Annotated in this window: 21 protein-coding genes; 12 read left to right on the top strand and 9 right to left on the bottom strand. The window is 73.4% G+C overall.

Annotated features, from left to right (window positions below; translation table 11 throughout):
• The first annotated feature begins 68 nt into the window (after window positions 1–68).
• From ACGFIG_RS05930 to ACGFIG_RS05940, 3 genes are all read left to right on the top strand, one after another.
• Window positions 69–1001, top strand: a complete 933-nt coding sequence (locus ACGFIG_RS05930; RefSeq protein ID WP_392999682.1) for a ParA family protein — start codon at window positions 69–71, stop codon at window positions 999–1001.
• Window positions 998–1423, top strand: a complete 426-nt coding sequence (locus ACGFIG_RS05935) for a Rho termination factor N-terminal domain-containing protein (RefSeq protein ID WP_392999684.1) — start codon at window positions 998–1000, stop codon at window positions 1421–1423. Before ACGFIG_RS05930 ends, ACGFIG_RS05935 begins: the two co-directional genes overlap by 4 nt.
• A gap of 62 nt (window positions 1424–1485) precedes the next feature.
• Window positions 1486–2022, top strand: a complete 537-nt coding sequence (locus ACGFIG_RS05940; protein ID WP_392999686.1) for a DUF1697 domain-containing protein — start codon at window positions 1486–1488, stop codon at window positions 2020–2022.
• 39 nt (window positions 2023–2061) lie between these two features.
• Here ACGFIG_RS05940 and ACGFIG_RS05945 read toward each other — a convergent pair whose 3' ends face one another.
• Window positions 2062–3051, bottom strand: a complete 990-nt coding sequence (locus ACGFIG_RS05945) for an MBL fold metallo-hydrolase (RefSeq protein ID WP_392999688.1) — start codon at window positions 3049–3051, stop codon at window positions 2062–2064.
• Between the two features lie 154 nt (window positions 3052–3205).
• Window positions 3206–4240, bottom strand: a complete 1035-nt coding sequence (locus ACGFIG_RS05950) for a serine hydrolase (protein ID WP_392999690.1) — start codon at window positions 4238–4240, stop codon at window positions 3206–3208.
• 58 nt (window positions 4241–4298) lie between these two features.
• On the opposite strand from ACGFIG_RS05950, the gene ACGFIG_RS05955 reads away from it, so the two are divergent.
• The 4 genes from ACGFIG_RS05955 to ACGFIG_RS05970 all read left to right on the top strand — a co-directional run bounded on the left by ACGFIG_RS05955 (window position 4299) and on the right by ACGFIG_RS05970 (window position 7622).
• Window positions 4299–5255, top strand: coding sequence for a LysR family transcriptional regulator (locus tag ACGFIG_RS05955; protein WP_392999692.1), 957 nt, complete (start codon window positions 4299–4301; stop codon window positions 5253–5255).
• A 154-nt stretch (window positions 5256–5409) separates the two neighbouring features.
• Window positions 5410–5625, top strand: coding sequence for an NADPH-dependent FMN reductase (locus tag ACGFIG_RS05960; RefSeq protein ID WP_392999694.1), 216 nt, complete (start codon window positions 5410–5412; stop codon window positions 5623–5625).
• A 138-nt stretch (window positions 5626–5763) separates the two neighbouring features.
• Window positions 5764–6774 (top strand): ATP-binding cassette domain-containing protein, encoded by a 1011-nt coding sequence (locus tag ACGFIG_RS05965; RefSeq protein WP_392999696.1) that lies wholly within the window; start codon window positions 5764–5766, stop codon window positions 6772–6774.
• Window positions 6771–7622, top strand: coding sequence for an ABC transporter permease (locus tag ACGFIG_RS05970; protein WP_392999698.1), 852 nt, complete (start codon window positions 6771–6773; stop codon window positions 7620–7622). Before ACGFIG_RS05965 ends, ACGFIG_RS05970 begins: the two co-directional genes overlap by 4 nt.
• A gap of 60 nt (window positions 7623–7682) precedes the next feature.
• Here ACGFIG_RS05970 and ACGFIG_RS05975 read toward each other — a convergent pair whose 3' ends face one another.
• Complete coding sequence (locus ACGFIG_RS05975) at window positions 7683–8981, bottom strand: hypothetical protein (protein WP_392999700.1); 1299 nt, start codon at window positions 8979–8981, stop codon at window positions 7683–7685.
• Entirely contained in the window at window positions 8978–9502 is a 525-nt protein-coding gene (locus ACGFIG_RS05980; protein WP_392999702.1) for a SigE family RNA polymerase sigma factor, read from the bottom strand. The genes ACGFIG_RS05975 and ACGFIG_RS05980 overlap by 4 nt, the downstream gene beginning before the upstream one ends.
• A 716-nt stretch (window positions 9503–10218) precedes the next feature.
• On the opposite strand from ACGFIG_RS05980, the gene ACGFIG_RS05985 reads away from it, so the two are divergent.
• On the top strand, window positions 10219–12771 hold the full coding sequence (locus ACGFIG_RS05985) for a hypothetical protein (protein ID WP_392999704.1): 2553 nt from the start codon (window positions 10219–10221) through the stop codon (window positions 12769–12771).
• Window positions 12772–12794: 23 nt separating this feature from the next.
• On the opposite strand, the gene ACGFIG_RS05990 is transcribed toward ACGFIG_RS05985, so the two are convergent.
• From ACGFIG_RS05990 to ACGFIG_RS06000, 3 genes are all read right to left on the bottom strand, one after another.
• On the bottom strand, window positions 12795–13298 hold the full coding sequence (locus tag ACGFIG_RS05990; RefSeq protein ID WP_392999706.1) for a hypothetical protein: 504 nt from the start codon (window positions 13296–13298) through the stop codon (window positions 12795–12797).
• A 341-nt stretch (window positions 13299–13639) separates the two neighbouring features.
• On the bottom strand, window positions 13640–15016 hold the full coding sequence (locus ACGFIG_RS05995) for a M23 family metallopeptidase (protein WP_392999708.1): 1377 nt from the start codon (window positions 15014–15016) through the stop codon (window positions 13640–13642).
• Window positions 15017–15194: 178 nt separating this feature from the next.
• Window positions 15195–16523 carry an AAA family ATPase gene (locus tag ACGFIG_RS06000; protein ID WP_392999710.1) on the bottom strand — a complete coding sequence of 443 codons (1329 nt, stop codon included), beginning with the start codon at window positions 16521–16523 and terminating at the stop codon, window positions 15195–15197.
• A 204-nt stretch (window positions 16524–16727) separates the two neighbouring features.
• Between ACGFIG_RS06000 and ACGFIG_RS06005 the strand changes: the two genes are divergently transcribed.
• Genes ACGFIG_RS06005 through ACGFIG_RS06015 form a run of 3 tightly spaced genes read left to right on the top strand, consistent with a single transcriptional unit; the run spans window position 16728 to window position 21892 of the window.
• Window positions 16728–20027, top strand: a complete 3300-nt coding sequence (locus tag ACGFIG_RS06005) for an NACHT domain-containing protein (RefSeq protein WP_392999712.1) — start codon at window positions 16728–16730, stop codon at window positions 20025–20027.
• A gap of 33 nt (window positions 20028–20060) precedes the next feature.
• Window positions 20061–21233, top strand: coding sequence for a sensor histidine kinase (locus tag ACGFIG_RS06010; RefSeq protein WP_392999714.1), 1173 nt, complete (start codon window positions 20061–20063; stop codon window positions 21231–21233).
• A complete protein-coding gene (locus ACGFIG_RS06015) occupies window positions 21230–21892 on the top strand; it encodes a response regulator (protein ID WP_392999716.1) in 663 nt (220 codons plus the stop codon). The genes ACGFIG_RS06010 and ACGFIG_RS06015 overlap by 4 nt, the downstream gene beginning before the upstream one ends.
• A gap of 51 nt (window positions 21893–21943) precedes the next feature.
• Here the strand turns inward: ACGFIG_RS06015 and ACGFIG_RS06020 are convergent, their stop codons facing one another.
• Window positions 21944–22291 (bottom strand): DUF6223 family protein, encoded by a 348-nt coding sequence (locus ACGFIG_RS06020; RefSeq protein ID WP_392999718.1) that lies wholly within the window; start codon window positions 22289–22291, stop codon window positions 21944–21946.
• A 288-nt stretch (window positions 22292–22579) separates the two neighbouring features.
• Here ACGFIG_RS06020 and ACGFIG_RS06025 point away from each other — a divergent pair, with 288 nt between their 5' ends.
• On the top strand, window positions 22580–22900 hold the full coding sequence (locus ACGFIG_RS06025; RefSeq protein WP_392999720.1) for a GYD domain-containing protein: 321 nt from the start codon (window positions 22580–22582) through the stop codon (window positions 22898–22900).
• 46 nt (window positions 22901–22946) lie between these two features.
• On the opposite strand, the gene ACGFIG_RS06030 is transcribed toward ACGFIG_RS06025, so the two are convergent.
• A complete protein-coding gene (locus ACGFIG_RS06030) occupies window positions 22947–24680 on the bottom strand; it encodes an HNH endonuclease (RefSeq protein ID WP_392999722.1) in 1734 nt (577 codons plus the stop codon).
• Window positions 24681–24751 lie beyond the last annotated feature (71 nt).

A 24751-nucleotide genomic window follows, 5' to 3' on the forward strand; every position in this document is an offset into this window, starting at 1 on the left:
CGGATCGCCGGAGCGGGTGCCGCGCCGATCCGCCGGCCCGCTACCGTTCCCGGTCTGGGGAGGTGCCGGTGTACGTCGTGTCCGTGATCAACTACAAGGGCGGGGTCGGTAAGACCACCGTGACCGCCAACCTCGGTGCCGAACTGGCCAACCGGGGGATGCAGGTGCTGCTCATCGACCTCGATCCGCAGGCCAGCCTCACGTTCGGCTTCTACGACCCCGACGACTGGCGGGACCGGCTGCGCGACGGCCGGACGGTGAAGCGCTGGTACGACGGCCTGCGCGGGGACACCCCCGCGACGACCCTGGGCGAGCTGGTCGTCTCCCCCGGCCCGGCGAACGCGCGGCTCACCGGCACGGGCCGGCTCGACCTGATCGCGTCCCACCTCCAGCTCGTCGACATCGACCTGGCGCTGGCGCGGGCCGTGGCCGACGGCGACGAGTACGACGCCGAACTGTTCCGGGTGCGCGGCTCCCTGGCCGAGGGGCTGCACGACGACGCCCTCGGCGGCTACGACATGGTGCTCATCGACTGTCCGCCGAACTTCAACGTGGTCACCCAGTCGGCCATCATCGCCAGCGACCACCTGCTCATCCCGGCAAAGGCCGACTACCTGTCCACCCTGGGCATCGACTACCTGCACGGCAACGTCCGGGAGCTGGTGGACCAGTACAACGCCGACGCCCGGCGGTTCGCCACCACCCGCCGGCACCACAAGGTCGCGCCCGACGTCGCCGGCGTGGTCTTCACGATGATCCAGCTCATGGCGCAGCGGCCGATCGCCGCCCACCAGGGCTACATGGACCAGGTCCGGGCGCTCGGCCTGCCCGTCTTCCCGACCCCGCTGCGGGAGAACGTCACCGCGTTCGCCACGAACGCCCCGCGCGGCGTGCCGGTGGTGCTCCGCGACCGGATCGCCACCCCGGCGGTCCGCGACGAGCTGCGCCAGCTCGCCACCGAGTTCCTCGACCACCTCCAGCCCGAACGGGTCGGGGCGTGAGCGACCCGGCCCGCGACGTCGCCGACCTGGTGGCCGCGCTGCTCCGGGCGCTGCCCGCCGCCGACCTCGCCGCGCTGACCGAGGGTCGGGCCCGGCTCGCGGTGGTGCCGCTCGACGCGGCCCCACCCGCCGACCGGACCATCCCCACCGGGCGCCCGGCCGCCGCCCCCGCGCGCCCGTCGACCCGGCGGGCGGCGTCCGCGCCGGACCCGGCGGCGGCCCGGGCCGCGCTGGAGACCATGTCCCGCCGCGACGACGGTACGGCGTACCTGTCCGGCTGGACCGCCCGCGACCTGCGGGTGCTCGCCGCGAGCCTGGAGCTGCGCGGCGTCGCCGGGCTGCGGAAGGCGGACCTGGTCGAGCGGATCGTCGACCGCACCATCGGCTTCCGCCTCGCCTCCGCCGCCATCCGCCGGCTCTGACCCGGCTGGTTGTGTCGGTGCGCGCGCCTAGGCTGGGCCGTACCGGCGGTTCGGGAGGTCACGTGGACAGGTGGGTCGCGCTGTTGCGGGGAGTCAACGTCGGCGGGGCGACGGTCGCGATGGCCGACCTGCGCCGGCTGGTCGCCGACCTCGGCCACCACGACGTGAAGACGTACCTGCGCAGCGGCAACGTGGTCTTCGGCAGCACCGTACGCGACGCCGAAGCGCTGGCGCGGGGCGTCGAGCGGGCCATCGCCGACGAGCTGGGGCTGACGGTGCCGGTGCTGGTGCGCAGCGGCCGGGAGCTGGCGGCGGTGGCCGGCGGCAACCCGTACGCCGATCGGGAGGACGACCCGACGCGGCTGCTGGTGGGCTTCCTCGCGACCGCGCCCGCGAAGTCCGCCGTGGCCGCGCTGACCGTGCCCGACGGCGAGAACGTCGCGTTCACGGTCACCGGTCGCGAGATCTACCTGCACTATCCCGACGGCGGCTACGGCCGGTCGACGTTCGCCACCAAGCTGGAGAAGCAGCTCGGTGTGGTGACGACCACCCGCAACTGGCGGTCGGTGCGGGCCCTCACGGAGCTGACGACGAGCTGACGGGTCGCGGGTGGCGTCCCGCGACCCGTCGTGCCGTCCTCAGAAGTGGTACGCGGTGTGGTACTCGGGCACGACGACCCGGCTGCGCGGGGAGACCCGGCGCACGGCCACGACGAGCGCGTCGAGCCGCTCGCGGTCCGCCGGCGCGACGGGCACGGGGTTGCGCAGCTCGGTCTCGAAGTTGTCGAAGTGCACCGGCACCACGACCTTCGGCCGGTCGAGGGCGTCCAGCAGCCGCTCGGCGTAGTCGGCGGTGGCGGTGCTGCTCGGCAGCGCCACCATGGCCACGTCGGGGGCCAGGCCGGTCAGGTTCCGCTCGGCGAAGTCGCTCGCGCCCATGAGGAACACCGACGGGCCGCCGGCCACCCGCAGCTGGTAGGCGAGGGTGTCGCCCTCGGGCAGGTCGGCGATGGTCTCCGGCCTCGCCGGCGGGCTGACCCGTACGCCGGGGAACGCCATCGAGTACGACCTGTTGCGGCTGTGCAGGGAGCTGACGACCTCCACGGTGTACGCGCCGAAGTCCAGCACCTCCCCGCCCTTGACCGGGCTCAGCTTCTCCGACGGCAGCCCGTACGCCAGCCCGAGGTGGTAGGCGGTGAGCGTGCCGAGGACCCGGGCGCCGGTGCGCTCGACGATGCGCGGCGTGTCCATGTAGTGGTCCCAGTGGGTGTGCGTGACGAGCACCGTCTCGGCCCGGTCCACCAGGGAGTCGACGACGTCGGTGCGAACCGCCAGCCTGGTGGCCGGGTCGAATGCGCCCCTGAACAGCCCGGTGTCGATCCGGCTGAGGAAGGGGTCCACCAGGACGGTCCGGTCGCCGATGTCGATACGCCAGGCCGACGTACCCCACCAGCGGAAGCTGACCGGGCCGCTGCGGCGGCCGGCCGGGGCGGCGGCGACCGGCGCGGTGACCGGCGGCGCGGCGTGCGCGGGGGCGGTGCGGGTGGCGCCGGCGAGTCCGCCGGCGGTGACCAGCGCGGTGCTGGCGGCGGCGTCGCGCAGGAAGCGGCGACGGTCGATGTTGGGCATGCGGAGATCTCCCCGTCGTGGTGCTGATCGGTCGGCGCCGAGCCAACCAGCACGAACCCCGCCCGGTCCAAGATCGGACTCCGACACGGTCGATATCCGCTGGCGTATCGGGCCAGCTCAGCGGGGTCGCCGGCGGCCCGTCGCGGCGGAAAACTCAGCCGGCGCCAGCCGGCCCGCCGGCGCGCAGGGCCTCGACGGCGACCCGGGCGGCCTCGCCCATCGCCAGGTCCACGTCGATGCGGCGGGTGGCGAGCTGCTCGGCGCGGACGAAGACGGCGACGGCGTACCGGCCGCCGTCGGGGTACTCGGCCACGCCGGCCTCCAGGTGCAGGCCCGGCAGGCTGCCGGTCTTGCCCGCCACCCGCACGCCGGGCGGGAAGCCGGCGGCCAGCCGCGTCCAGAACAGCTGCCGGGCCATCCAGCCACGGACCATCGCGCACGCCTCGGGCGGGCCGGCCTCGTCGCGCCAGATGAGGCCGAGCAGCCGGGTGATCTCCCGGGCGGTGCTCGACGTGGTGTGCGCCGGGTCGAACATCCGCATCGCGCGGACCCGCTCCGGCGGCAGGGTGGGGAAGATCCGGGCGAAGTCCGCCTCGGTACGCGCGCCGACGTCGGCGAGCATCGTCTCGACCAGCTGCCGGGGGCCGCCGACGATCCGGGTACGCGCCAGCCCCAGCTCGGCGGCGAGCATCGGCAGCACGTCCGCCCCGACCCGGCGCAGCAGCAGGTCGGCGGCCGTGTTGTCGCTGACCGACATGGCGAAGTAGGCGAGGTCCCGCAGCGACACCTCGGCGTCGTCGGCGCAGCCGGCGATCCCCCACCCGCCGAGCCGGTCGTCGGCGGTGACGAGGACCCGCTCCCGGGGGTCGAGCTGGCCCGCGACGACCTGCCGGGCGAATTCCAGCACCAGCAGCACCTTGAAGATCGAGGCGATCACCACCTGCTCGTCGGCCCGCAGGGCCACCTCCCACCGGCCGCCGGGCCGCCCCGGCCCCGCGTCCTCGGACCCTCCCGGTCCCCCGCCCTCGGGCCCTCCCGCGTCCCCGGCCCATCCCGGTCCCCCGCCCTCGCCGACCGCGGCGAGGCTCCCGCCGGGCGCGTCGCGGCCGGCCGCGTCGAGGTCGACGGCGTGCAGGCAGCCGGCGACACCGGCCCGTTCGAAGATCTCACCAATGTGTTCCGTCGCCACCAGCGCACGGTAGCCGCCGCCCGCTGCCGGCGTCGGGGCGCTGGCGTAGGGTCCGGCCGTGGACCTGCTCCGGCACCTGCGGCACTTCGTGGTGGTCGCCCAGGAGCTGCACTTCGGGCGGGCCGCCGAGCTGCTCGGCATCGCCCAGCCGCCGCTGAGCCAGTCGGTGCAACGGCTGGAACGGGAGCTGGCGGTGGAGCTGTTCGACCGCTCCCGCCGGCAGGTACGGCTGACCACCGCCGGTCAGCTGCTGCTCGGCGAGGCCGAGGAGCTGCTCGCCGGGGAGGGCCGGCTGCGCAACCTGATGCGCCAGGTACGCGACGGGGTGTCCGGGGTGCTCCGGGCGGGCGTACCGCCGGAGACGCCGGCGGTGACCCTGCGCGAGCTGCTCGACCGGCTGACCGGGCGCGCCCCCGGGCTCGACGTGGACCTGCACGAGCTGACCAGCGGCGAGCAGGAGCGGATGCTGGGCGAGGGGCGGCTGGACGTCGGCCTGCTCCATCACCCCGTCACTGACGACGGGCTGCGCCTCGGCGCCGCCGTCGACGTACCGCTGGGGGTGCTGCTGCCGCGCGCCTCGGCGCTGGCCCGGGGCCGGGAGGTCGAACTGGCGGCGCTGGCCGGCCTGGACCTGGTGACCGCGCCCCGGGCCACCGCGCCCGGCTGGCACGACCACCTGCTGGCGGTCTGCCGCCGGCACGGGTTCGCGCCGGGACGGGTCCGCCCGGCGCGGAACCCGGAGTTCCTCTTCGGGCTGGTCCTGGCGGGCAACGGGGTCGCCGTCGAGCCGGCGGCGACGGCCCGCCGGGAGCCCCGGATCGCCTGGCGGCCGATCGTCGGGTCACCGCTGGTCCGGCGCACCTCGGCGGCGTGGCCGCGCCGGGCGGCGCACCCGGCCGCGCCGATGTTCGGACAGCTCGCGGCGGAGGTGCTCGCCGACGGATCGGAGCCGCCGGCGCCGCCGCCCGCGCCGGCGCCCCGTCCCTGGCCGGTCCTCTTCGACGAGCCGGCCTGAGCGGCCGGCCACCGGCACGGGCCTTCCGCGAGTCGGGCCGTCTCCCGCCGGCGCGGGCCCGTGCGGCGGCGCGGCCCCTCTCGCTCCCCGCGAGCTGTCCGGCGGAGCCGGGCCCGCGATCGGGTCGTTCGTCGCGCGGGCGGAGGCGTTCGTCGTGGTCACCCCCGGGTACAACCACAGCTTCCCGGGCTCGTTGAAACAGGCGATCGACCACGCGTACGACGAGTGGCAGGCAGAGCCGGTCGGCTTTGTGTCGTACGGGTGCGGTTCCATCGGCCTGACGCGGTCGACCAGCTCCGGACGGTCCGCACCGCGCCGCACGCCGTCACGGGTGCACGACGGCGTCGGTGTCGACCTGCTCGACGGGTGAGCCGTCGCCCCTGACGGCCGACCGGTGCGGGCGGACCGCCGACGTCCCGCTGGACCAGCTCCGCTGGTGGGGCCTGGCCCTGCGCGCCGCACGCCCGTACGTCTGCTGAACGTGTGACACATGAGGAAGGCAGGGAGCATGACACGTACCATCGGCCTGGCCATCGAGGCCGAAGGCCTGACCCGGTCGTTCGGGGCCACCCGGGCGCTCGCCGGCATGGACCTCCAGGTCCCCGCCGGCACCGTCTACGGGCTGCTCGGCCCCAACGGCGCCGGCAAGACCACAGCGGTACGGGTGCTGGCGACGCTGCTGCGCCCCGACGGCGGCCGGGCCCGCGTCTTCGGGCACGACGTCGTCACCGAGGCCGACGCCGTACGCGCCCGGATGAGCCTGACCGGCCAGTACGCCTCCGTGGACGAGGACCTGACCGGGCTGGAGAACCTGGTGCTCCTCGCCCGCCTACTCGGGCACGGCAAACCGGCCGCCCGGGCGCGGGCGGAGGGCATGCTCGCCGCGTTCGGTCTGACGGAGGCGGGCGACCGGCAGGTGAAGAAGTACTCGGGCGGCATGCGGCGGCGCATCGACATCGCGGCGAGCATCCTCAACACCCCCGACCTGCTGTTCCTCGACGAGCCGACGACGGGGCTGGACCCGCGCAGCCGCAACCAGGTGTGGGAGATCGTCCGGGCCGTCGTGGCGCACGGCACGACGGTGCTGCTCACCACGCAGTACCTGGACGAGGCCGACCAGCTCGCCGGCCGCATCGCGGTGGTGGACCACGGCCGGGTGATCGCGGAGGGCACCCCGGGCGAGCTGAAGTCGTCGGTCGGTTCCGGCACCGTCCACCTGCGGCTGCGCGATCCCGGGCAGCGGCCGGACGCGGAGAAGCTGCTCCAGGTGGCCCTCGGCGTGCCGGTGCAGCTCGAACCCGATCCGGTCGCGCTGACCGCGCGGGTCGGCGGGGACGGCAGCGACCTCGACGCCAGCGCGCAGGCCGCCCGCGCGCTCGGGGACCTGGCGCGCGCCGGCATCGTCGTCGACGACTTCTCCCTCGGTCAGCCGAGCCTCGACGAGGTCTTCCTGGCCCTGACCGACCATCCCGCCGTCGCCGCCGACGAGCGGGACGACCAGCTGGAGGCAGCCCGATGAGCAACGCCACCACGACCGGGCGCGCCCCGTCCGTCTACGTACCGTCGGCGGAGGCGCTCGCCACCGTCCTGGCGCCCGGCGCGCGACCGCCCCGGCCGAACGCGCTGTCGGCGTCGCTCACCTTCGGCTGGCGCGCGCTGCTGAAGATCAAGCACGTGCCGGAGCAGCTGTTCGACGTGACGGCGTTCCCGATCATCATGGTGCTGATGTTCACGTACCTGTTCGGCGGCGCCCTGGCCGACAGCCCGCGCGACTACCTCCAGTTCTTCCTGCCCGGCATCATGGTGACGAGCGTCGTGATGATCACCATGTACACGGGCGTCGGGCTGAACACCGACATCGAGAAGGGCGTCTTCGACCGGTTCCGGACGCTGTCGGTCTGGCGGCCGGCCCCGCTGGTCGGCATGATCTTCGGCGACGTGCTGCGGTACGTGCTGGCGGCCGTGGTCATCCTCGGCGTCGGGCTGGTGCTGGGGTTCCGGCCCGACGGCGGGCCGGCCGGCGTACTGGGCGGGATCGGCCTGCTGGTGGTCTTCTCGTTCGCGTTCTCCTGGGTCTGGACGTTCTTCGGCCTCGTCCTGCGCAGCGAGAAGTCCGTGATGGGCGTGAGCATGATGGTGCTGTTCCCGCTGACGTTCCTCAGCAACGTCTTCGTCGAGCCCACCACGATGCCCGGCTGGCTCCAGGCGTTCGTCAAGGTCAACCCGATCACGCAGCTGGTGGCCTCGGTGCGCGCGATGATGTCGGGGACGTCGGACGCGTCGGCCACCATGTGGATGCTGCTGTGGAGCGCCGGCTTCGTGCTGGTCTTCGGCACGCTCACCATGTACCGCTACAACCGCCGCTGAACCTGCCGGCGACGGGCACCGCCACGGAGGTGGTGGTGCCCGTCGCTGTCCGGTGGCTGCCTAGGGGTCGACCTGGACGGTGCTGACCGTGCCGCCGGTGGCGGTGACGCGTACCTCGGTGGCGTCGGCGGGTAGCAGCGCCGCGCCGCGCCCGGCGTCGTGCCATTCCCCGGCACCGACCCGGTAGCTCAGCGCCGCGCCTTCGGCGGCGACGAGGACACCCTGCCCGTCGGGCAGCCGCAGCCGCACCGGCAGCGGCGCGTTCCAGTCGATGAACCCGCTGGCCACCGGCCGGAAGGGCGCGCCGGCATGGGCGAGCAGGGCGATCGCGCGTGCGGGATCGTCGTCGTACTGGACGCTCTCAAGCAGCAACTGCCGGCCGTCGGGGGTCGCCCCGTAGACGATCAGGTGGGGAGAAGCCCCGGCCCGGTGCATGCCGCCGTGATCGACGTAGGCGGCGAGCGCGTTCTCGTAGACGTTGCCGACCTGCGCGGCGGGGGTGTCGCCCCACACCCGTTCCGCACCGGGCAACGTGTAGGTGACCGACCGCGGCTGCGGAGTGGCCTTCCGGTCGGCGAAGAGGAGGTGGGCCGCGTTGGCGACGTGGACGATGGTCGTCGCGCTGGCCGCCGTCCTGACCAGGGCGACCGTCACCCTGTCGCGCTGCGGCGGCACCGACAGCACAGCGGCCCCGTCCCGGAAGACCACCGGCAGGAAGGTGCGCTCGATCCGGCCGTCCGCGGCGTACCGGAACGTCGGTGAGAACTCCACCTGGTGTCCGGCGTCGAGCACGACCAGCACGTCGCGGCGCGGCCCGAGCAGCACGGCCGACGAATTGCCGTCGTTGGTGTCGGTCACGGTCTCCCACTTCATGACCCGCGGCCCCTCGGCGGTGGGCTCGACGAACGCGGCATAGCCGATCATCCGGTCGCCGGCTGGCGACACCTCGGGGGTGACGGTGGTCCGCTGCGCGACGTACGCGGCAGGCCCGGCCGGGGTGTTTCCCGCCCAGACCACGTGCGGATCGCCTTCGACGCCGGAGCCGGCGTCCCTCGCCCCGTCCCGCCACGCCTGCCGGACCTGCCGCAGATATCCTCCGTCGCCGGCCAGGTCGCCGCGGGTGGGTTCGTCGAACAGCGGCGAGGCGACCTTGACCGCGGCCCTGTCGTCCGCGAGGTGGAGCGCACCGCCGACGGGTACCGCCACCACGGCCGCGCACACCACGGCCAGGACGGCTCGACGTCGACGCAACCGGCGACGCCCACCCCGTCGCACGTCCTCAAGCAGAGTCGGCGGGTTGACGAGGTCATCGGTCACCCGACGCAGGACACCCTGCACGTCACTCTCTTCGATGGTCATCGCGCACTCCCGGTGTCGCTCGGGACGGACAGGACGAGACTCGATCCGGCCAGCGCCTCCCGAAGGTGGGCGAGGCCCCGGGAGGCGTGGCTCTTCACGGTGCCCTCGGAGCAGCGCAGCGCCCCGGCGACGTCGGCGACCGACAGGTCCTCCAGGTAGCGCAGCACGACGGCGGCGCGCTGCCGGGGCGGCAGGGTACGCAGCGCCGCGACGACCGTCTGGCGCAACGCGATGTCCTCGGCGTGGTCCCGGGCAACCCCGTCGTTGTCCCCCAACGCCTGCTCCGGCCGCCGGGCCCGCCGCCGCCACCGGTTGATCGACCGGTTGACCAGGGCCCGCCGGGCGTACGCCTCCGGGGAGATGCGCACCCGACGCCACCGCACGTACACCTGCTCCAGTACCTCCTGAAGCAGATCCTCGGCCGCGTGTCGGTCGCCGGTCAGCAGATAGGCCACCCGCAACAGCGCCACCGACCGGGTACGGACGAAGTCGTCGAACTCCGCGCCATGCGCGTCTCGCATCTGGCCCTCCTGGTCCCTCAGCCAGCAAGACACCGCAAGGAGCTGCGGGGTTTACCGGCTCTCGATGTCGACTGCCGACCGGCAGCCGAAGGCTAGAGGCGGGGCAGCGGCGCGGGCGGGAGACAGCGGCAGGTGCTGCCCGCGGAGAGGGTGTCGCGCAGCAGGGCGCCGCGGTGACCACGCCGTCGCGCAGATGGCGTACGCGGGGCGCTGGTCCAGTTGCCGGCGAACGTGTTGGCGGGGCGCCGGTCACGTGATCAGGACGCCATGGACCCCTCCCGGCAGCCTTGAGGTCCATGGCGCCCTGATCACGGCTGGGCCCACCGACTTCCCGACACGCCGAGGGAGTCACCTCTTCCGCCGTCTCGCGCCGACACCGCGCGCCCAGGTCAATCGACCGCCACGGCACATCCCGTCGACGGGCCGGCGGTGCCGCCACGGACCACATCGGGCTCCTGAGCTGGGGATCAGTGGACCGAGTCACGGATCAGCCAATGCATCGAGATCAATGCCAGGTGGCAGCCAGTGCTTGCACCCGAAATGCGGCCAGTTGGTTACCTACGAGTAGGTATGATCCATGTCGTGAACATGTGGCGCGTTCGCCCTGAAAACTGAGGTACCTTGGCCTGCGCGCCTCACCGGCGGCAGCCCTGAACGGACGACCACCCCCGCTCGTCCGCCCGCTTTCACTCCTCGTGGAAGGTCCAACGACGGACATGGGTGACGGTCTCGACGACCTCAGAAACTACGTGCTGGATACGACAACCGAGGCGGCTCTGGACGAGTTCGCCAGCGGCCGGGGCGCCACGTGGCGGATGTCCCTGAACGGCAAGCGGCATCGCGGGCGCGGTGGGGCCCACCTCGTACGCGTCGTCGTCGCCGGGGCCCGAGGTCACGACGCGGAGGAGCTCTACGTCAAGGTGCTGCCGGACCAGCGGTCCGCCGAGGAGACGGCTCGGCACCAGGCGGCGATCGACGCCGATCCCGAGTTCGCGGAGCGCCACCTCGTCCGGCAGCCGTACCCCCGCTACCCGGTCGGCGACGGCCGATTCCTCATGTTCCAGGACGTCGCCCGTGGCGCGGAGCACGTGCTCTCCCTCGCCGAAGTGCCGGACGCCCAGCTCGTCGAGGCCTACCGGACCCTCGTCCACAGGTTCCTCAACGTCTGGTGTCGCCGGGAGCAGCGGACGAGCCGCACCACCGTCCACGAGTTCGTGTGGCGGGAGCTGGACGACGCAGGCGCGTGGCGGGAGGTCCTGGAGTCGGTCAGGACGCTGGCTCTGGTCGACCCCGACGCGGACTGGTTCCGGGTGGCGGGGCACGACCAGCCGCTACCCAACCCGCTGCGCCTCGCCGCGTCGAACTCGCCCCTCGGGGACGCCGAACTGGACCAGCGGTGCGGGGCCTCGCACGGCGACCCGCACCGCGACAGCGTCCTCTATCCCGCCACCCGCCAGAGCCTGGTCCGGGTCGACGAGTTCTGCCTCGTGGACCTCCCCCGCTTCGCCACGAACGCGCCCCTCACCCGCGACCTGGTGATCCTGCTGCTGGACGCCGTCCTGCCCGAGGTGGCGGAAGGCCTCGTCGGCGTACGGGCCGACGCGCTGCGGGCCCTGCTGATCGACCCGGCGCCGGAGCCCTCGGGGCGGCTGCCCCTGCTGCTGACCGAGGTGATCAGGTCCTGCTACGCGGTCGGCACGACCTACGCGAAGGACGGTAGCTGGCGCGCGAACTGGCGGGCGCAGTACCTGCTCTCCCTGGTGAGCCAGGCGCTGATCAGCTGCACCTACGAGAACGCCGGGCCGGTGGGGCGCGCGTGGTACTTCCGCCTGGCCGCCGAAGCGGCCGAGGCGTACCGACGGGAGTTCCAGGACCAGGTCGCCCCGCCACAGCAGGTGCCCGTACCGGCGGCACCGGTTCCCGGGGCGCGCGGCCACGATGTCCCCTCCGGGCCCACGGGACCGGACGGCGGGGGGTCCGGACCGATCGACGCCACGGCCCGGCGACCGCATCCGCCTGCCCGTCCCGCCACGCCCGACACCGCGTGGCCGGAGCATCCCGGGCTGCCCGGCGACCCCGCGCCGCCGGTGTGGACGTACGGGGTGGTGCCCATACCCGAGTGGCAGTCGTCCGGGTCCGCCCAGCACGGCCGGCACGGGGCCGCGACCGATCTGCGCCTACCGCACGAGTGGAGCGGCGCGGCGGAGTTCCACGGCCACGTCCCGGCGACCCGCGAACCGCTCGTCACGATCACCGATCACCGGGGCGACGCCGCCCGCGCCGCAGGGCCCCGCCATGCCCGGCGCGATCCGGCGCGCACGCTCCGCGGGGCCCCGCCCCCACCCCCGGGGCGTACGGCGTTCGAGGCGGACGGCATACCGCGCCCACGCCGCCCGCTCGCGCCCGATTCCGTCGCGCCCCGACCGACGCGCCGCCGTACGCGCTCGCTGTGGCCCTCGGCACGCGCGCTGAAGGCGGTGCTGATCGGCGGCGTGTCCCTGGTCTCGGTGGTCGTCGGCGGAGTCGCCGTACTCGTCGTACGCGACGAGCCGGCCACCGGGTTGTACCGGCGTGCCGTGGCCCCGTCGGCCGGCGACGCGAGCGCACAACTCGCCGCTCTCGCGCTCACGGTCGCCGCCCGCCCGTCGCCAGCGGCCAAGGGTCCGTACACCTCGATCTGTCTACGGGTCTGGTCGCCTCCGGCGAACCTCGCGTCCGGGGTCGATCTCGACAGCCACCACGACGAGCAGCTCTGGTGGACCAGCAAGCGCTCCGGCCGGCGGGTCGTCACCCCCGTGGTGGCCGGCCAGCGCTCCGAGCCGCAGGAGTCGCGGTACCAGGAGGGAGAGCTGACGGAGATCCCGCCCGAGCCGTCGGCCGACCCGGCCGAGCTGAGTGAGCAGCTCTCGGCGCAGCTGGACGAGCTGCCGCCGGAGCTGCGCAACGCCGCCGGCCTGATGGAGCTGATCAGCCGCTACCACCGGTATCACCTCCTCGAGCCGGGACAGCACTCCGTCATGCTCCACAAGCTCGGGACGACACCGGGGATCACGGCCCGGGGCAGCTACCTGGACTGGGCCGACCGGCCGGGGCTGGCGTACAGCACCGACGACGGCCAGGGACGGCGGGTGACGCTCCAGTTCGATCGGAACAGCGGGGAACTGCTCAGCCACCAGACGACGAGCGTCGCCGAGAACCTGACCCTCAGCTACCTGCTCTTCCTGGCCAACACCCGCACCGACTCCAGCACCGGCGCCCGGTGCGGGTGACACCGGTACGGCCCGCCGTACCGTCAGCAGCGACGGTCGACGTAGTTGGCCCAGTTCCGGTAGGGGCTCGCGTCGCTGCGGACCCGGTTCGCGGCACCGACGTCGAACAGCCAGGTGCCGTGGTAGTAGAACGAGACGGATCCGCTGGCGAGGTTGTAGTGGGCCGACTCGACGCGGAACTGCCAGTCCCAGGTGGACAGGCTCTGCCGTCCGCAGTCGGAGAGGCGGCCACGAGGGTAGCCGTAGCTGGGCCGGTCGTAGAAGCAGTACCAGCCCTGCGGACAGTCGGCCACGCCATACGTGCCGACCGGGGCGCGGAGGGTGACGACGAACGCGCCATCGCCGTAGCTGATCTCGTTGTCGTTGATCGGCGTGCCGCCGGGGTGCGTCGACAGGTACCGCCGCAACTCCTCGCGGGCGGCCCGGTCGCCTACGTCTGCCCAGGCCGGCGTGGACCCGGTCACCAGGACCAGGGCGCAGGTGACCACCGCCGCGACGGTGGCACGGAAACGGATTGCACTGACCATTCGACACCTCGCGATGTGGGCGCGCAGGGGGCGAGCGACAAGGCCGCCGGCCAGATGGGCCGGCAGGCCACGGGTCGGGCTACGACGATCGGTAGCGCCGTGGCCAGGATAGGAATCGCCGTCGAGTGATCGCCATCGATGTTACGACAGCAATTGCGCACCATTTTGACAACACCCATTTGGAGGGATAACAAAAGGCCGCACATTGCCGTCCGCAAATTACCCGCCACCGCTTGCATGGCCCTCGTCGAACAGGTGCGGGTCGGGTGGGACCGCCCGGCGATCCCGGGGCCGGCGGGAGGGCCGGGTGCGGATCGCCGGGCGGTCCGGCCAGGATGAGGTCAGACGGTGTAGAGGATCTTCACCCCGGTGAGGTTGGTCGCCGAGACGCCCGTGCCCCGGACGCCGGAGTTGAGGTTGCGCCAGCCGGCGTTGCTGGCCGCCTCGTGCACCATGCCCCCGGCCACGGTGTAGACGTACTTGACGCCGTCCATGCTCGTCGCCGCCAACGCGTCCGGGCTGACGCCGGAGATGCCCGAGTTCAGGTTGCGCCAACCGGCGTTGCTGGCCGCCTCGTGCACCGTGCCCCCGACCACCGTGTAGACGATCTTCACCCCGTTGTGGTTGATCGCCGCCAACGCGTTCGGGCTCACCCCGGAGATGCCCGAGTTCAGGTTGCGCCAACCGTTGTTGCTCGCCGCCTCGTGCACCATGCCCCCGACCACGGTGTAGACGTACTTCACACCGCCGACCGCGATCGCCGCCAACGCGTTCGCGCTCACCCCGGAGATGCCCGAGTTCAGGTTGCGCCAACCGTTGTTGCTCGCCGCCTCGTGCACCGTGCCCCCGACCACGGTGTAGATGTACTTCACGCCGTCGACGTTGATCACGGCGAGGGCGTTGTTGCTGACCCCCGAGATGCCCGTCCACAGGTTGCGCCAGCCGGTGTCGCTGGACGCCTCGTACACCCGGCCGTCGTTGACCGTGTAGAGCAGCTTGTTGGTGCCCATGACCATCGACGCGGTGGCCGAGCCGGTGATGCTGTTGACCGGCAGCATCTGCCAGCCGCTGTGGCTGCCGGACTCGTACACCTGGCGGTTGGAGCTGACCTGCCCACAGTTCTGGCTGGTCATGTTCCGGGCCGGCGAGGTGGGGCCGGAGACGTAGAGCGGCCCGGTGTTCGGGCTGCCGTCGGAGGTGATGCCGGAGGGCACGCCGTTGAAGTACGCCTCGGTCTTGACGCCGTCGCGCGTCTGCTCGTAGTGCAGGTGCGGGCCGGTCGAGTTCCCGGTGCTGCCGACCCGGCCGATCTGCTGGCCGGTCGACACCCACTGCCCGGCGCGCACCGGCGGAGACTCGATCATGTGCAGGTAGAGGGTCTTCCAGCCGCCGCCGTGGTCGATCACCACGTACCAGCCGCCGCCGTTGCCCCAGCCGGCGAACGTGACGGTGCCGGCGTACGAGGCGAGGATCGGCCGGCCGTTGCTGGCCCCGCCCGTGAAGGTCATGTCGATGTCGTAGTCGTCGTGCCCGTAGTAGGTGGCCAGCCGCCAGGTCTCGCCGCAGGGGAACGGCATCTGGAAGTTCGGCCGGGGGCCGGCGGCCTGGGCCGGTGCGGCCACGACGGCGATGGCGCCCACCGCGGCGAGCAGCGCGGCGCCCAGGCCGGCGAGCGCCAGCCGGGCCGGGGCGAGGAAGCGGGCGAATGGACCCGTCATAGGGAGTTCCCTCCGAAGCCGGAATTTGATGTTGATGGATGTTAGGACAGCCATCGACATCCGGCGAGAGGGCGGACGCTCCAGCGCGGTCCGGCCCCGGCGGCGGCGCGGCCGGACGGATGACGCGCGGCCGGGGCGGCAGGTGGCGAGCGGCCGGGGCGGTGCGCGCGCGGCCGGGTCAGGCGGGCACCGTCGTCGTGGCCGCGAGCAGGGCGAGGATCGTCTGGTTCGCCTCCCAGCCGTCCGGGAACTTCACCGGCACGTCTAGGTGCACGGTCTCCGTCGACGGGTGGGCGTCCAGCAGCTCGCCGATCCCGGCGCGCGCCACCACGACGCACGCGTGGCGGTGCCGCGACGTCAGCACGCAGAGCCGCCCCGACTCCAGGTGGAACGCGGTCGCGTCGCGCCGGCCCGACAGCGGGTGCAGCACGATCGTCACGTCGTACTCCCGGCCCTGGAGCCGGTTGGCGGTGTCGACGGTGATGCCCGCCCCGGCCTCGCCCAGGTGTGCCCGGATGGCCGCGACCTGGTCGCGGTGTGCGGCCCCGACGGCGATCCGGTCGGCGGTGACCGGCGCGCCGCCCGGCGCGTGCTCGCTGACGGCGACCGCGCCCCGCTGGAGCACCCGCAGCGCCAGCGCCGCGCAGGCCGAGGCGGCCTCCCCATCGGTACGCAGGGTGTGCCGGGCCGGCAGCTCGTGCAGCGCCCAGCCGGTGGACGCCGCCAGCTCCACCACCCGGTCCAGCGCGTCGCCCCGCCCCGGCTCCGTGAAGCTCAGTGCCCGGTCGGCGGTGGACGTGCCGGCGCGGAAGCCGGTGAACGGGTAGAACGCCGCCGCCACCACGGGCGCCGCCGAGGCGGGCAGCCGCCACGACACCGGCAGGCGGTGCACCGGCAGCTCCGGGTTGTGCCGCAGCAGCACCGCCACCGCCGACTGCATCGGATCCCAGGTCAGGCCCGTCCAGCGCCCCGTCTCCACGGTCGAGAACGGGTCGAGCTGGCCGGGATCGCCGACGAACAGCGCCCGCTCGAACCGCCCGGCCACGCGCAGCAGGGCGTCGGAGCGCATCTGGTACGCCTCGTCCACGATCGCCCACGGCCAGGAGCCCTCGGCGACCGTGGCCCACTTGGCGGCCGTACCGATGATGACGGCCGGACCGCCGAGGTCGGCGACCTTCGCGGCGACCCGGACCGTCTCGTGGCCCCTGACCCGCTCGGACGGCCGGTAGTCGGCGGCGGAGAGCCGACCGATGCGCAGCTCGGGCGCCTTACGCGCCAGGCGGTCGATGAGGTCGTCGACCTGCTCGTTGGTCTGCGCGACGATGATCAGCGGCTCCCCGGCGGCGGCCAGCTCGACGGCGGCACGCACCACCAGCGTCGACTTGCCGGCGCCCGGCGGCGAGTCGACCACGACGCCGCGATGGTCGCCGGAGCGCAGGTCGGCCAGTACGGCGGCGATGACCCGCTCCGCCTCGACCGCCGGCGGCACCTCCAGCCTGGTACGCACGCCCCCACCTCCCACCGATCACCGGGACACTACGCCTGCCCCACCGCCGAGCGGTGACGCCGTGCCCCGGCCGGCCGCCCGCACGGGCGCGGCACCGGCGTGGGCGGGCCGCGACGGAATGCCGAAACCGGGCTCCCACCTGCGGGAACGGCACTAACGTGAACGTGCGGGGGAGGCGGGCGGGCCTCCGTCCGGTAACCGGCCATGTCGAGCATGGGGGTGACCGTGGACGGGCCGAAACGTGGTCCGGTCTGGGCGGCCCAGCTGTGGCTACGCCAGCGCCGGCGCCGGTGGCGCACCCGCCGGGAACGCCGGACGGAGCGGGACCGCCGCCGCCGCTCCGACGAGCGGGCCGGCAACCGGGTCAGGTGGCGGTACCGCCGCTGGCTCCGGTGGACGATCGTCGCCGTCGCCTGGACGCTCCTCGCGTGGACCCTGCTGTCCCTGGTCCTGACGGTCCTCGACACCGAGCCGCGGCTCCTGCCGGTGACCAGGTGGTGCCAGGGAGACCAGCCGAGGGCGTACTACTGCGGGCAGGTGCAGGGCTTCGTCAAGCCCCTGATGGTCGCGGCGCTGGGGCTCGCGTTCTTCTACTACTGGCGGTACGTCCCCGTCCGCCGCTGGTACCGGCGCAACGTGCTGCGCAACAGCCGGATGGTGCTGCCCAGCGCCGAGCGGGGCCTCGACCCGAGTGACGTCGTCGGCCGCGACGAGCTGTGCGAGCTGCTGATCCAGCGGCTCCGGGACCGGGCGACCCGGCGGCCCCTGCTGCTGGTGGGCGGCATCGGCACCGGCAAGACCGCGACCCTGGCGCGACTCGCCGAGATGCTGATGGCCGCCGACGTCGTACCGGTCGGGGTCGACCTGCGGAGTGTCACCGATCCGGAGAAGCTCAACTTCCGCCAGCTCGCCCTCGAACAGTTCGAGCGCACCATCGACACCCGGCTGCGCGCCGCGGGCGAGGCCGACCGGATCTGGCGGCGGCTCTGGCTGGAGAACCGCCTCGTGGTGCTCGCCGACGGGCTGGAGGAGAGCCTCGCCGACGCCGCGCAGCCCGCCGACCGGGACAGCGTGCTGCGCGACGCCATCCGGGCCGCCGTCCGCGAGCGGCTCCCCCTGGTGGTCGCCTCGCGGCCCGACGATCCGCTGCGTGGGCTGGACGCGCTGCTGCTGCAACTGGAGCCGCTCGCCCAGGGCCCCGCCCTCGAATACGTACGGGCCCGCAGCCGCCGCTCGGAAGCGGGCCTCCGGTGGGACCGCGTCACGGAACTGGTCAAGGCCGCCGACGTCGCGGACTCGCCGTTCTACCTGCGGATCATCGGACAGCTCTACGAGGTCGACCGGCTGGACCGCGTCGAGCCGGTGGGCCCGGGCAGGGCCGCGCTGCGGTGGTGCCTGCTGGAGGAGTGGCGCGACGCCACCGTCGCCGGTGACCTGTACGAGGACTACGGCCTGCCGCAGGTCGAACGGTCCGACGCGATCGAGGTGCTCTCCGCCCTCGCCTGCATCGGGCTGCGCGACAACCGGCTGTCGGTGCGGACGACGGAACTCACCGACGGCGACGCCACCGACGCCGGCCAGCGGTGGATCCTGACCGAGCTGCGCAACCGGCTGCGCAAGCTCGACGCCGGCAACGCGCAGGACGTCGGGCTGGCCGAGACCACCGGGGACGCGCTGAACATCGTGGTGAAGCGGCAGGACGGGGTGCGTTTCCAACACGGGGTCATCCAGGCGTACCTCGGCTCGCGCTTCCTCACCGCCGCCATGCGCGATCCCGGCTTCCTCGATCGGGCCTTCGCACACCACGACGGCCCCGGGCGGGAACTGCTGGCCGCCCTCACCCTGTACACCCGCAGCGCGGGCGCGTTCGAGCAACTCGACGGGCGGCGGCAGCCGACCGCGCGGGCCGGGAACCTGCCCCGCCTCGGCGACGCCGTCCGGCAGAAGATGGGACTGCCCACCGGAGGCCGGTACGCGAAGGCCGCCCGGAGCCGCTCCGTCGCTCTCCTGCGGCGGCTCTGCGACGAGGCGGTACGCACCCGCAACCGCACCCGGGCGCTGGAGATGTTCGCCGCCGCGCTCGAGATGGACGCCGCCACCGGGCACACCTCGCACGAGCGGCTGGCCCGGTCCATCCGCGACGCCTGGTGCCGCTACCAGGGCGACGGCTCCGTCACCGACCGCCCCCTCGAAGACGCCAAGATCGCCCTCGTGCACCGCTACGGCGACGCCGCCCGGCAGCTCGTGGACCGGCCGCCCGATCCCGCCGGACTCCGGTCGCAGCGACCCGCCCCGCAGTACGACCAACTGTTCCGCATGATGGCCGACGAGACGTCGTACCTTCCTCGGCTCGCCGCGGCCCGCGAGATCGCCGCCGGCGGCACCGCGGCCGTACGCGCGCTGCGCGACCTGCTCATCGAGCCGCCGCAGGCGAACGAGCCACCGGACCGGGAACGCCTCGACGAGGTGCGGACCTGGCTGACGCCGTCGCTGTTCCTCTACGCCGACGACGCGCACGCCCCCGGCGAACCGAACTGGCGGCAGGAGGCCCACCGGACCCTGCAACACCGGGTGCACCGCCTGGCCGCCGACGCCACCGACGGAGCCCGCGTCCATGAGCTCACGCTCGCCCAGGGGTTCCGCCTCGCGGCGAACTGCCGGGTCTACCCGACGCACCGCAGCCTGCTGGTCGAGGAGGCCGAGAAGGCGCTGCGGCACTCCCGGTTCTGGTACTCCCACCTGGTGCTCATCCAGGCGCTGACCCTGCTGGCCCTGCCCCGCGACCCCGGCGAGACGCTGCGCGAACGGGGTCACGGCTCGGACCCGCGCGGGCTGGTCGACTACTGGACCTCGATCGCCGGCGGCGGCGACCGCGCCCCGTACCGGCACAGCGGCACCCAGCACCCGCTGGTCCGTCGGGTCGCGGACCTGTGCGTCGAGTCGCTCGTCGACCGGCACCCCGAGCGACACTGCTGGATAGACGAGCGGGAGATCGTCGGACGGGTGGGGACGGTCAGCCCACAGCCCGGCATCCGCCGGCTCCAGGACTCCTGGCTGCCGACCTCGCACGGCTGGGCCGTCCTGGAGCCGCGCGCCCAACGGCTGCTCGCCGACGTGATGCTGCTGCTCAACCTCGCCGACCGGGGCCGGGACGGCACCGAACGGGCCCGCCGGCTCACCCGGGCCAGCCGACCCGAGCTGCCGCCGTGCCTGACCATCGACCGCACCGCCATGCGGGTCACCCTCAGCCGTCGCCAGGCGCACGACGTCCAGCCGGGCTCCACCTGCATCGACGACTGCCCGTTCCGGCTGTGCCCGCTGCCGCCCAAGGGCGACGAGCTGCCGTACCAGATGGAGGAGGTCTTCTGCGCCCACCAGATCGACCTCGTCGGGCAGTGGTTCCGCCCCGGCGCGCGGGCGGACTGGCAGGCGGTCAACCGGAAGGACCTGCGTACGTTCTGGCGCGAGATGTCCGAACGGATGGCCCCCGCCTGGCGCAAGTGAGCCGTACGGGCATCCGGCACTAGGCTTCGGCGCATGTGGACGTCGCGGTGGCACGGCCTGGCGACGAAGGCGGCCCTGGTGCCGCTGGTCGGCCTGGTGGCCGTCGTCGGCCTGGTGGTGCAGGCGTCCGGCATCGACACCGACGCCGAACGGGCGGCGCTGTTTGCGGTGCTGGCCGCCTCCGGCGCGCTCTACCTCCGCCGCCGCCACCCGGTGGCGGTGGGCGTGGTGGCGCTGGCTGCCGTCAGCGCGTACGGAGTGCTGCTGCACCGGCCCGGGCCGATCATGCTGGTGTTCGTCGTGGCGCTCTACACCGTCGTCGACGAGGGGCATCTCGGGGTCGCCGTCGGGCTCGGTCTCGCCTCGGTGGTCGCCTTCGCCGTCGCGGACAGCTACCACCGGACAGCCGAGAGTGTGAACGGGGCGACGCTGCTGCACGCCGGTTGGCTCGTCGCGGTCATCGTGGGCGTGACCCGCAACCGCCGGGCCTACCTCGCCGAGGCGCAGGCCCGGGTGCTGGCCGCGGAGCAGGGCAAGGAGGAGGAGGCCCGGCGACGGGCCACCGAGGAACGGCTGCGCATCGCCCGTGAGCTGCACGACGTGCTCGGTCACCATCTCTCACTGATCAACGTGCAGGCCAGCGCCGCGCTGCACCGGCCGGATCCCGACCGGTCCGCGCAGGCGCTCGCCGCGATCAAGCAGACGAGCAGGGAGACGCTGCGGGAGCTGCGCACGACGCTCGGCATCCTGCGGCGCGAGGATGCCGAGCCGGCCGTGCCCACACCCGGCCTCGACCGCCTGTACGAGCTGGTCACGACGGCCGGGCGGTCCGGGTTGGAGATCCGCACCGAGCTGGCGGAGACCCGGGCGCTGCCACCGGAGGTCGACCTGGCGGCGTACCGGATCGTCCAGGAGGCGCTCACCAACGTGACCCGGCACGCCGGCGCGACCGCCGTGGTGATCCGCGTCCGACCGGACCGCGACGACGTGCTGCTGGAGGTCGAGGACGACGGCGTCGGCGCGGCGGGGCAGCCCGGCAACGGGATCCTGGGCATGGGCGAGCGGGCCCGGGCACTGGGCGGTTCGCTGACCACGGGCCCCGGCGTGGACGGCGGCTTCCGGGTACGCGCCCGCCTTCCGGTACCGCCCGTCGCGGTGCCGGCAGGCCCTCCCGCGCCTCGGCCGGAGCCGGGGGACATGGCGTGATCCGGGTGCTGCTCGCCGACGACCAGACCCTGGTGCGCGCCGGGTTCGGGTCCATCCTGGGCGGTGAGGGCGACATCGAGGTGGTCGGCGAGGCCGCCGACGGTGCCGAGGCGGTACGGCTCGCCCGGCAGCTACGGCCCGACGTCGTCCTCATGGACATCCGGATGCCCCGGCTGGACGGCCTGGCCGCCACCAGGGAGATCGCCACGAGTTCCGACGTCCGCGTGATCATTCTGACCACGTTCGACCTGGACGAGTACGTCTACGGCGCGCTGCGGGCCGGCGCGAGCGGTTTCCTGGTCAAGGACACCGAGCCGGCGGAGCTCATCCACGGGGTGCGGGTGGTGGCGCGTGGTGATGCGCTCATCGCGCCGTCGATCACCCGCCGACTGATCTCCGAGTTCGCCGCCCGGGCCACGCACCCGGATCCGGGGCCACGGCTGAGCGCGCTGACGGAGCGGGAGCGTGAGGTGATGGCGCTGGTCGCCGCCGGCCTGTCCAACGACGAGATCGCGGCGCGGCTGGTGCTGAGCCCCGCCACCGCGAAGACGCACGTCAGCCGGATCATGACCAAGACCCGGGTCCGGGACCGGGCCCAGTTGGTGATCCTCGCGTACGAGTCCGGCCTGACCGTTCCCGGCTGGCTCGCCCGCTCCTGACGGCAACCTCCACGGCACCGCACCCACCCGGTGCCCCTGGCCGGTCGCTGATCAGACGATGCGCCGGGAACGCACCAGAGCCAGCCCGCCGAGGACCACGGCGATCAGCCCCACCACCAGGGCCACGTAGCCCCCGCCCCGCCCGTTTCCGGTGCCGATACCGCTGTCGGAGGTGGCCACGACCAGCCCGCCGAGGGCGATGCCGATCAGCCCCGCCACCAGGGCCACGGTGGCCCCGAGCCGGCCGGAGCCGGTGCCGATACGACTGGCGGGGCGGGCCAGGGCCAGCCCGCCGATGATCACGCCGGCCAGCCCCAGCAGGGCAGCGACGCTGGACCCGAGTCGCCCGGCGCTCATGGTGTAGGCGCTGGTGGCGGCAAGCAGGTGACGGACGTACATCGAGGACTCCTTCGCTCGCATGACGAGTACGCCGGCAGCGTATGTACCGGCGTGGTCACGGGTCGTCATGCCGGAGTTGGCGATGGGCCTACCACCCGGGTTGCGCACCCTCGGAGGGTCGTACTCCCCTGGGCGTCTCGGACTGGCCGTCCGGCCGGGCGAGAAGGCAACGGGCATGTGGTGCGCCCGAGCGGCAGGGCAGAACCTTGGCACGTCGTCACCCTCGTCGGGAGGACTAGACACCGGCACACCGGGTACGCGCGGCCGGAACCTGGAGGTGGTGCCCGGATGGCGAGGTTCCTGTTCACGGCGACCTACACGGTCGAGGGGATCAACGGGTTGATGCAGGACGGCGCAGCGAGACGCGTCGAGGTGATCCGGGCGTTGGTCGAGAACACCGGTGGCCGGATGGAATCGCTCCACTTCGGGCTCGGCCCGTACGACGCGTACGTGATCTGCGACCTTCCCGACCAGCAGACCGCCATCGCCCTGGCCATCACGATCCGGGCGGCCGGCGGCCTGGAAACCCGGATCAACCCGCTGCTGACCCCCGAGGAAGTGGACGAGGCGCTCCGGGTGAACACGACCTACCGGTCGCCGGGAGCCTGACCCGCCGACCCGGCCGCCACGAGAGTCAATGTGGCGGCCGAGGGCGTCACAGCATTCCGGCCACCTTCCGGCGGTGGGCGCGCAGCGCTGCGGCGTCGGGATGATCCGCCCTACGTGCCGGCAGGCGCAGCTTCTCGCCGCTCCGGCGGCTGTAGTGCGCGGCCTCCGCCTTGACCTGGATGCGGAGCTGGTCGTCGATCCAGATCAGGCCACGGTCGAAGAGGTTGTGCACGTCGGCCCGGAGCAGCAGACCGTTGGTCACCCTGTTCGTGGCGGGTCCGTCGTACGGCGAGATGTGGGCGGCCTGGAGGGCGGCCTCGGTGTCGCAGCCGGTGATCGCGCAGCAGCCTCCGTACGCCTCGATGAGCCGGCGCCGGAAGTCTGCCTGCCCCTGACGGGCGGTGACCTCCGCGAGCCGGCGGCGACGGCCCTCCGCCAGCGCCTCGGGCTCCGGCGCCCTGCTCGCCTCCAGCACGTCGACGAGCCGGTCGAACTCGGGCGCGCTCATTCCGCGTACGCCACGCACCGGACCGGGCGGCAGCACCGGCAGGTCCTCCTCGCTGCCGCGGAGGTGCCGGGTCAGCTCAGCGTCCCAGCGGACCGCCACCCGCCACTCCAACCCGCCCTCCGTGGCCCGCTGGGACGGCTCGCCACATACGACGCCCGCCGCGACGAGGTGGGCGGGTGGCTCGGTGGCGTAGGCCCAGATCCGGTCGCCGGCGGCGATCTGGTGGTAGCCGGCGGGCAGCTGCCAGTCGACCACGGTGTCGCTGTGGAAGTACTCCCAGACGCCGCCGGCTTCCCCCGACGAGCCATCGCCCACGTCCACCGGGTAGATCCAGTCGGTGTGCTCGTGTCGCCCGAGCACCGCGTCCGCGAGTCGCTGGTTGTGTCCGCGAGCGTGCAGGGTCCGCGACCGGAGCAGCGGTTCGGCGAGAGCGCGGGCGGCGAGGACGATGCGCTCGTCCCCGAACGCCGCGATCAGGTCCTCGACGTCACCGCCGAGGCACTCCTGGTCGGGTCCGGCATCGACGTAGTCCGACGACCACCTCATGATGGCGGGGTGGGCCGCCCGGAACCCCGTCGGCGTCCAGTGCCGGTCGAGCACCGACTTGCGGACGACCACGAAGCCCTCGGCCCGGGCATTGGCACCCCGATCGGTCGGCTCGTGCAGCACGAACGTCTCCATCGTCTTCATGGAGACCGCTGACAGCCGTGGCGGGTTCGTCCGGGTGCCGGGCAGGCAGGAGAGCGCCCAGTACTCCCGCTCGGTGGTCGCCGCGTCCGGCACGACCGCGTCGAGGTAGGCCCGGTTTGCCGCCACCACCGAGTCGAAGTACCGGCCTTGCGCCAACCGCTCGAAGCGGCCCACCGGATCCGTGGACGCGGCCCGTTGCCCGGGCAACAGCCGGTTGAACCGTGGCGCGACCCGGGTGAGCAGTGCCTTCTTCAGCGCCTTCGGGTCGTCAGTCACCCGCCACCGGATCTCGCACCGGCCAAGCCACGCGGCGATCTCGGCTGTGGTCGCCTGCCGGCCGAGTTCGCGGTCGAGCAGCTCGCCGACCTGCTTGTGCAACACCGACGAGCCCCGGTTGCCCCGCAGGTGCGTCCCGAGCCGTTCCCGAAGGGTGCGCCCCGTCTCGCCGACGTAGACGATGTCACCGTCGAGGACGACGACGTGTGCCCCCGGCGCGAGCGGTGCCTGGGCGACCGTGTCCCGGGTGAATGGCCTCGGTTCGGTGAACGAGTCGAGCAGACCGTCGAGAGTGGAGTCAGGCATCCCGGGAGGCTACCGGCCCCCGGCTCGACCAGTTGGCGCAGTGGCGGCCCGGCTGGTCGCGGGGCGGGCGT

The organism is Micromonospora sp. NPDC049048, assembly GCF_043197615.1.
GTDB lineage: Bacteria > Actinomycetota > Actinomycetes > Mycobacteriales > Micromonosporaceae > Micromonospora.

Excerpts from the sequence above, each read along its gene's own strand:
- ACGFIG_RS05945 (WP_392999688.1), bottom strand. The coding sequence starts at position 3,051 with ATGCCCAACATCGACCGTCGCCGCTTCCTGCGCGACGCCGCCGCCAGC.
- ACGFIG_RS05965 (WP_392999696.1), top strand. The coding sequence starts at position 5,764 with ATGACACGTACCATCGGCCTGGCCATCGAGGCCGAAGGCCTGACCCGG.
- ACGFIG_RS05970 (WP_392999698.1), top strand. The coding sequence starts at position 6,771 with ATGAGCAACGCCACCACGACCGGGCGCGCCCCGTCCGTCTACGTACCG.
- ACGFIG_RS05975 (WP_392999700.1), bottom strand. The coding sequence starts at position 8,981 with ATGACCATCGAAGAGAGTGACGTGCAGGGTGTCCTGCGTCGGGTGACC.
- ACGFIG_RS05980 (WP_392999702.1), bottom strand. The coding sequence starts at position 9,502 with ATGCGAGACGCGCATGGCGCGGAGTTCGACGACTTCGTCCGTACCCGG.
- ACGFIG_RS05985 (WP_392999704.1), top strand. The coding sequence starts at position 10,219 with ATGGGTGACGGTCTCGACGACCTCAGAAACTACGTGCTGGATACGACA.
- ACGFIG_RS05990 (WP_392999706.1), bottom strand. The coding sequence starts at position 13,298 with ATGGTCAGTGCAATCCGTTTCCGTGCCACCGTCGCGGCGGTGGTCACC.
- ACGFIG_RS05995 (WP_392999708.1), bottom strand. The coding sequence starts at position 15,016 with ATGACGGGTCCATTCGCCCGCTTCCTCGCCCCGGCCCGGCTGGCGCTC.
- ACGFIG_RS06005 (WP_392999712.1), top strand. The coding sequence starts at position 16,728 with ATGTCGAGCATGGGGGTGACCGTGGACGGGCCGAAACGTGGTCCGGTC.
- ACGFIG_RS06010 (WP_392999714.1), top strand. The coding sequence starts at position 20,061 with ATGTGGACGTCGCGGTGGCACGGCCTGGCGACGAAGGCGGCCCTGGTG.
- ACGFIG_RS06020 (WP_392999718.1), bottom strand. The coding sequence starts at position 22,291 with ATGTACGTCCGTCACCTGCTTGCCGCCACCAGCGCCTACACCATGAGC.
- ACGFIG_RS06025 (WP_392999720.1), top strand. The coding sequence starts at position 22,580 with ATGGCGAGGTTCCTGTTCACGGCGACCTACACGGTCGAGGGGATCAAC.
- ACGFIG_RS06030 (WP_392999722.1), bottom strand. The coding sequence starts at position 24,680 with ATGCCTGACTCCACTCTCGACGGTCTGCTCGACTCGTTCACCGAACCG.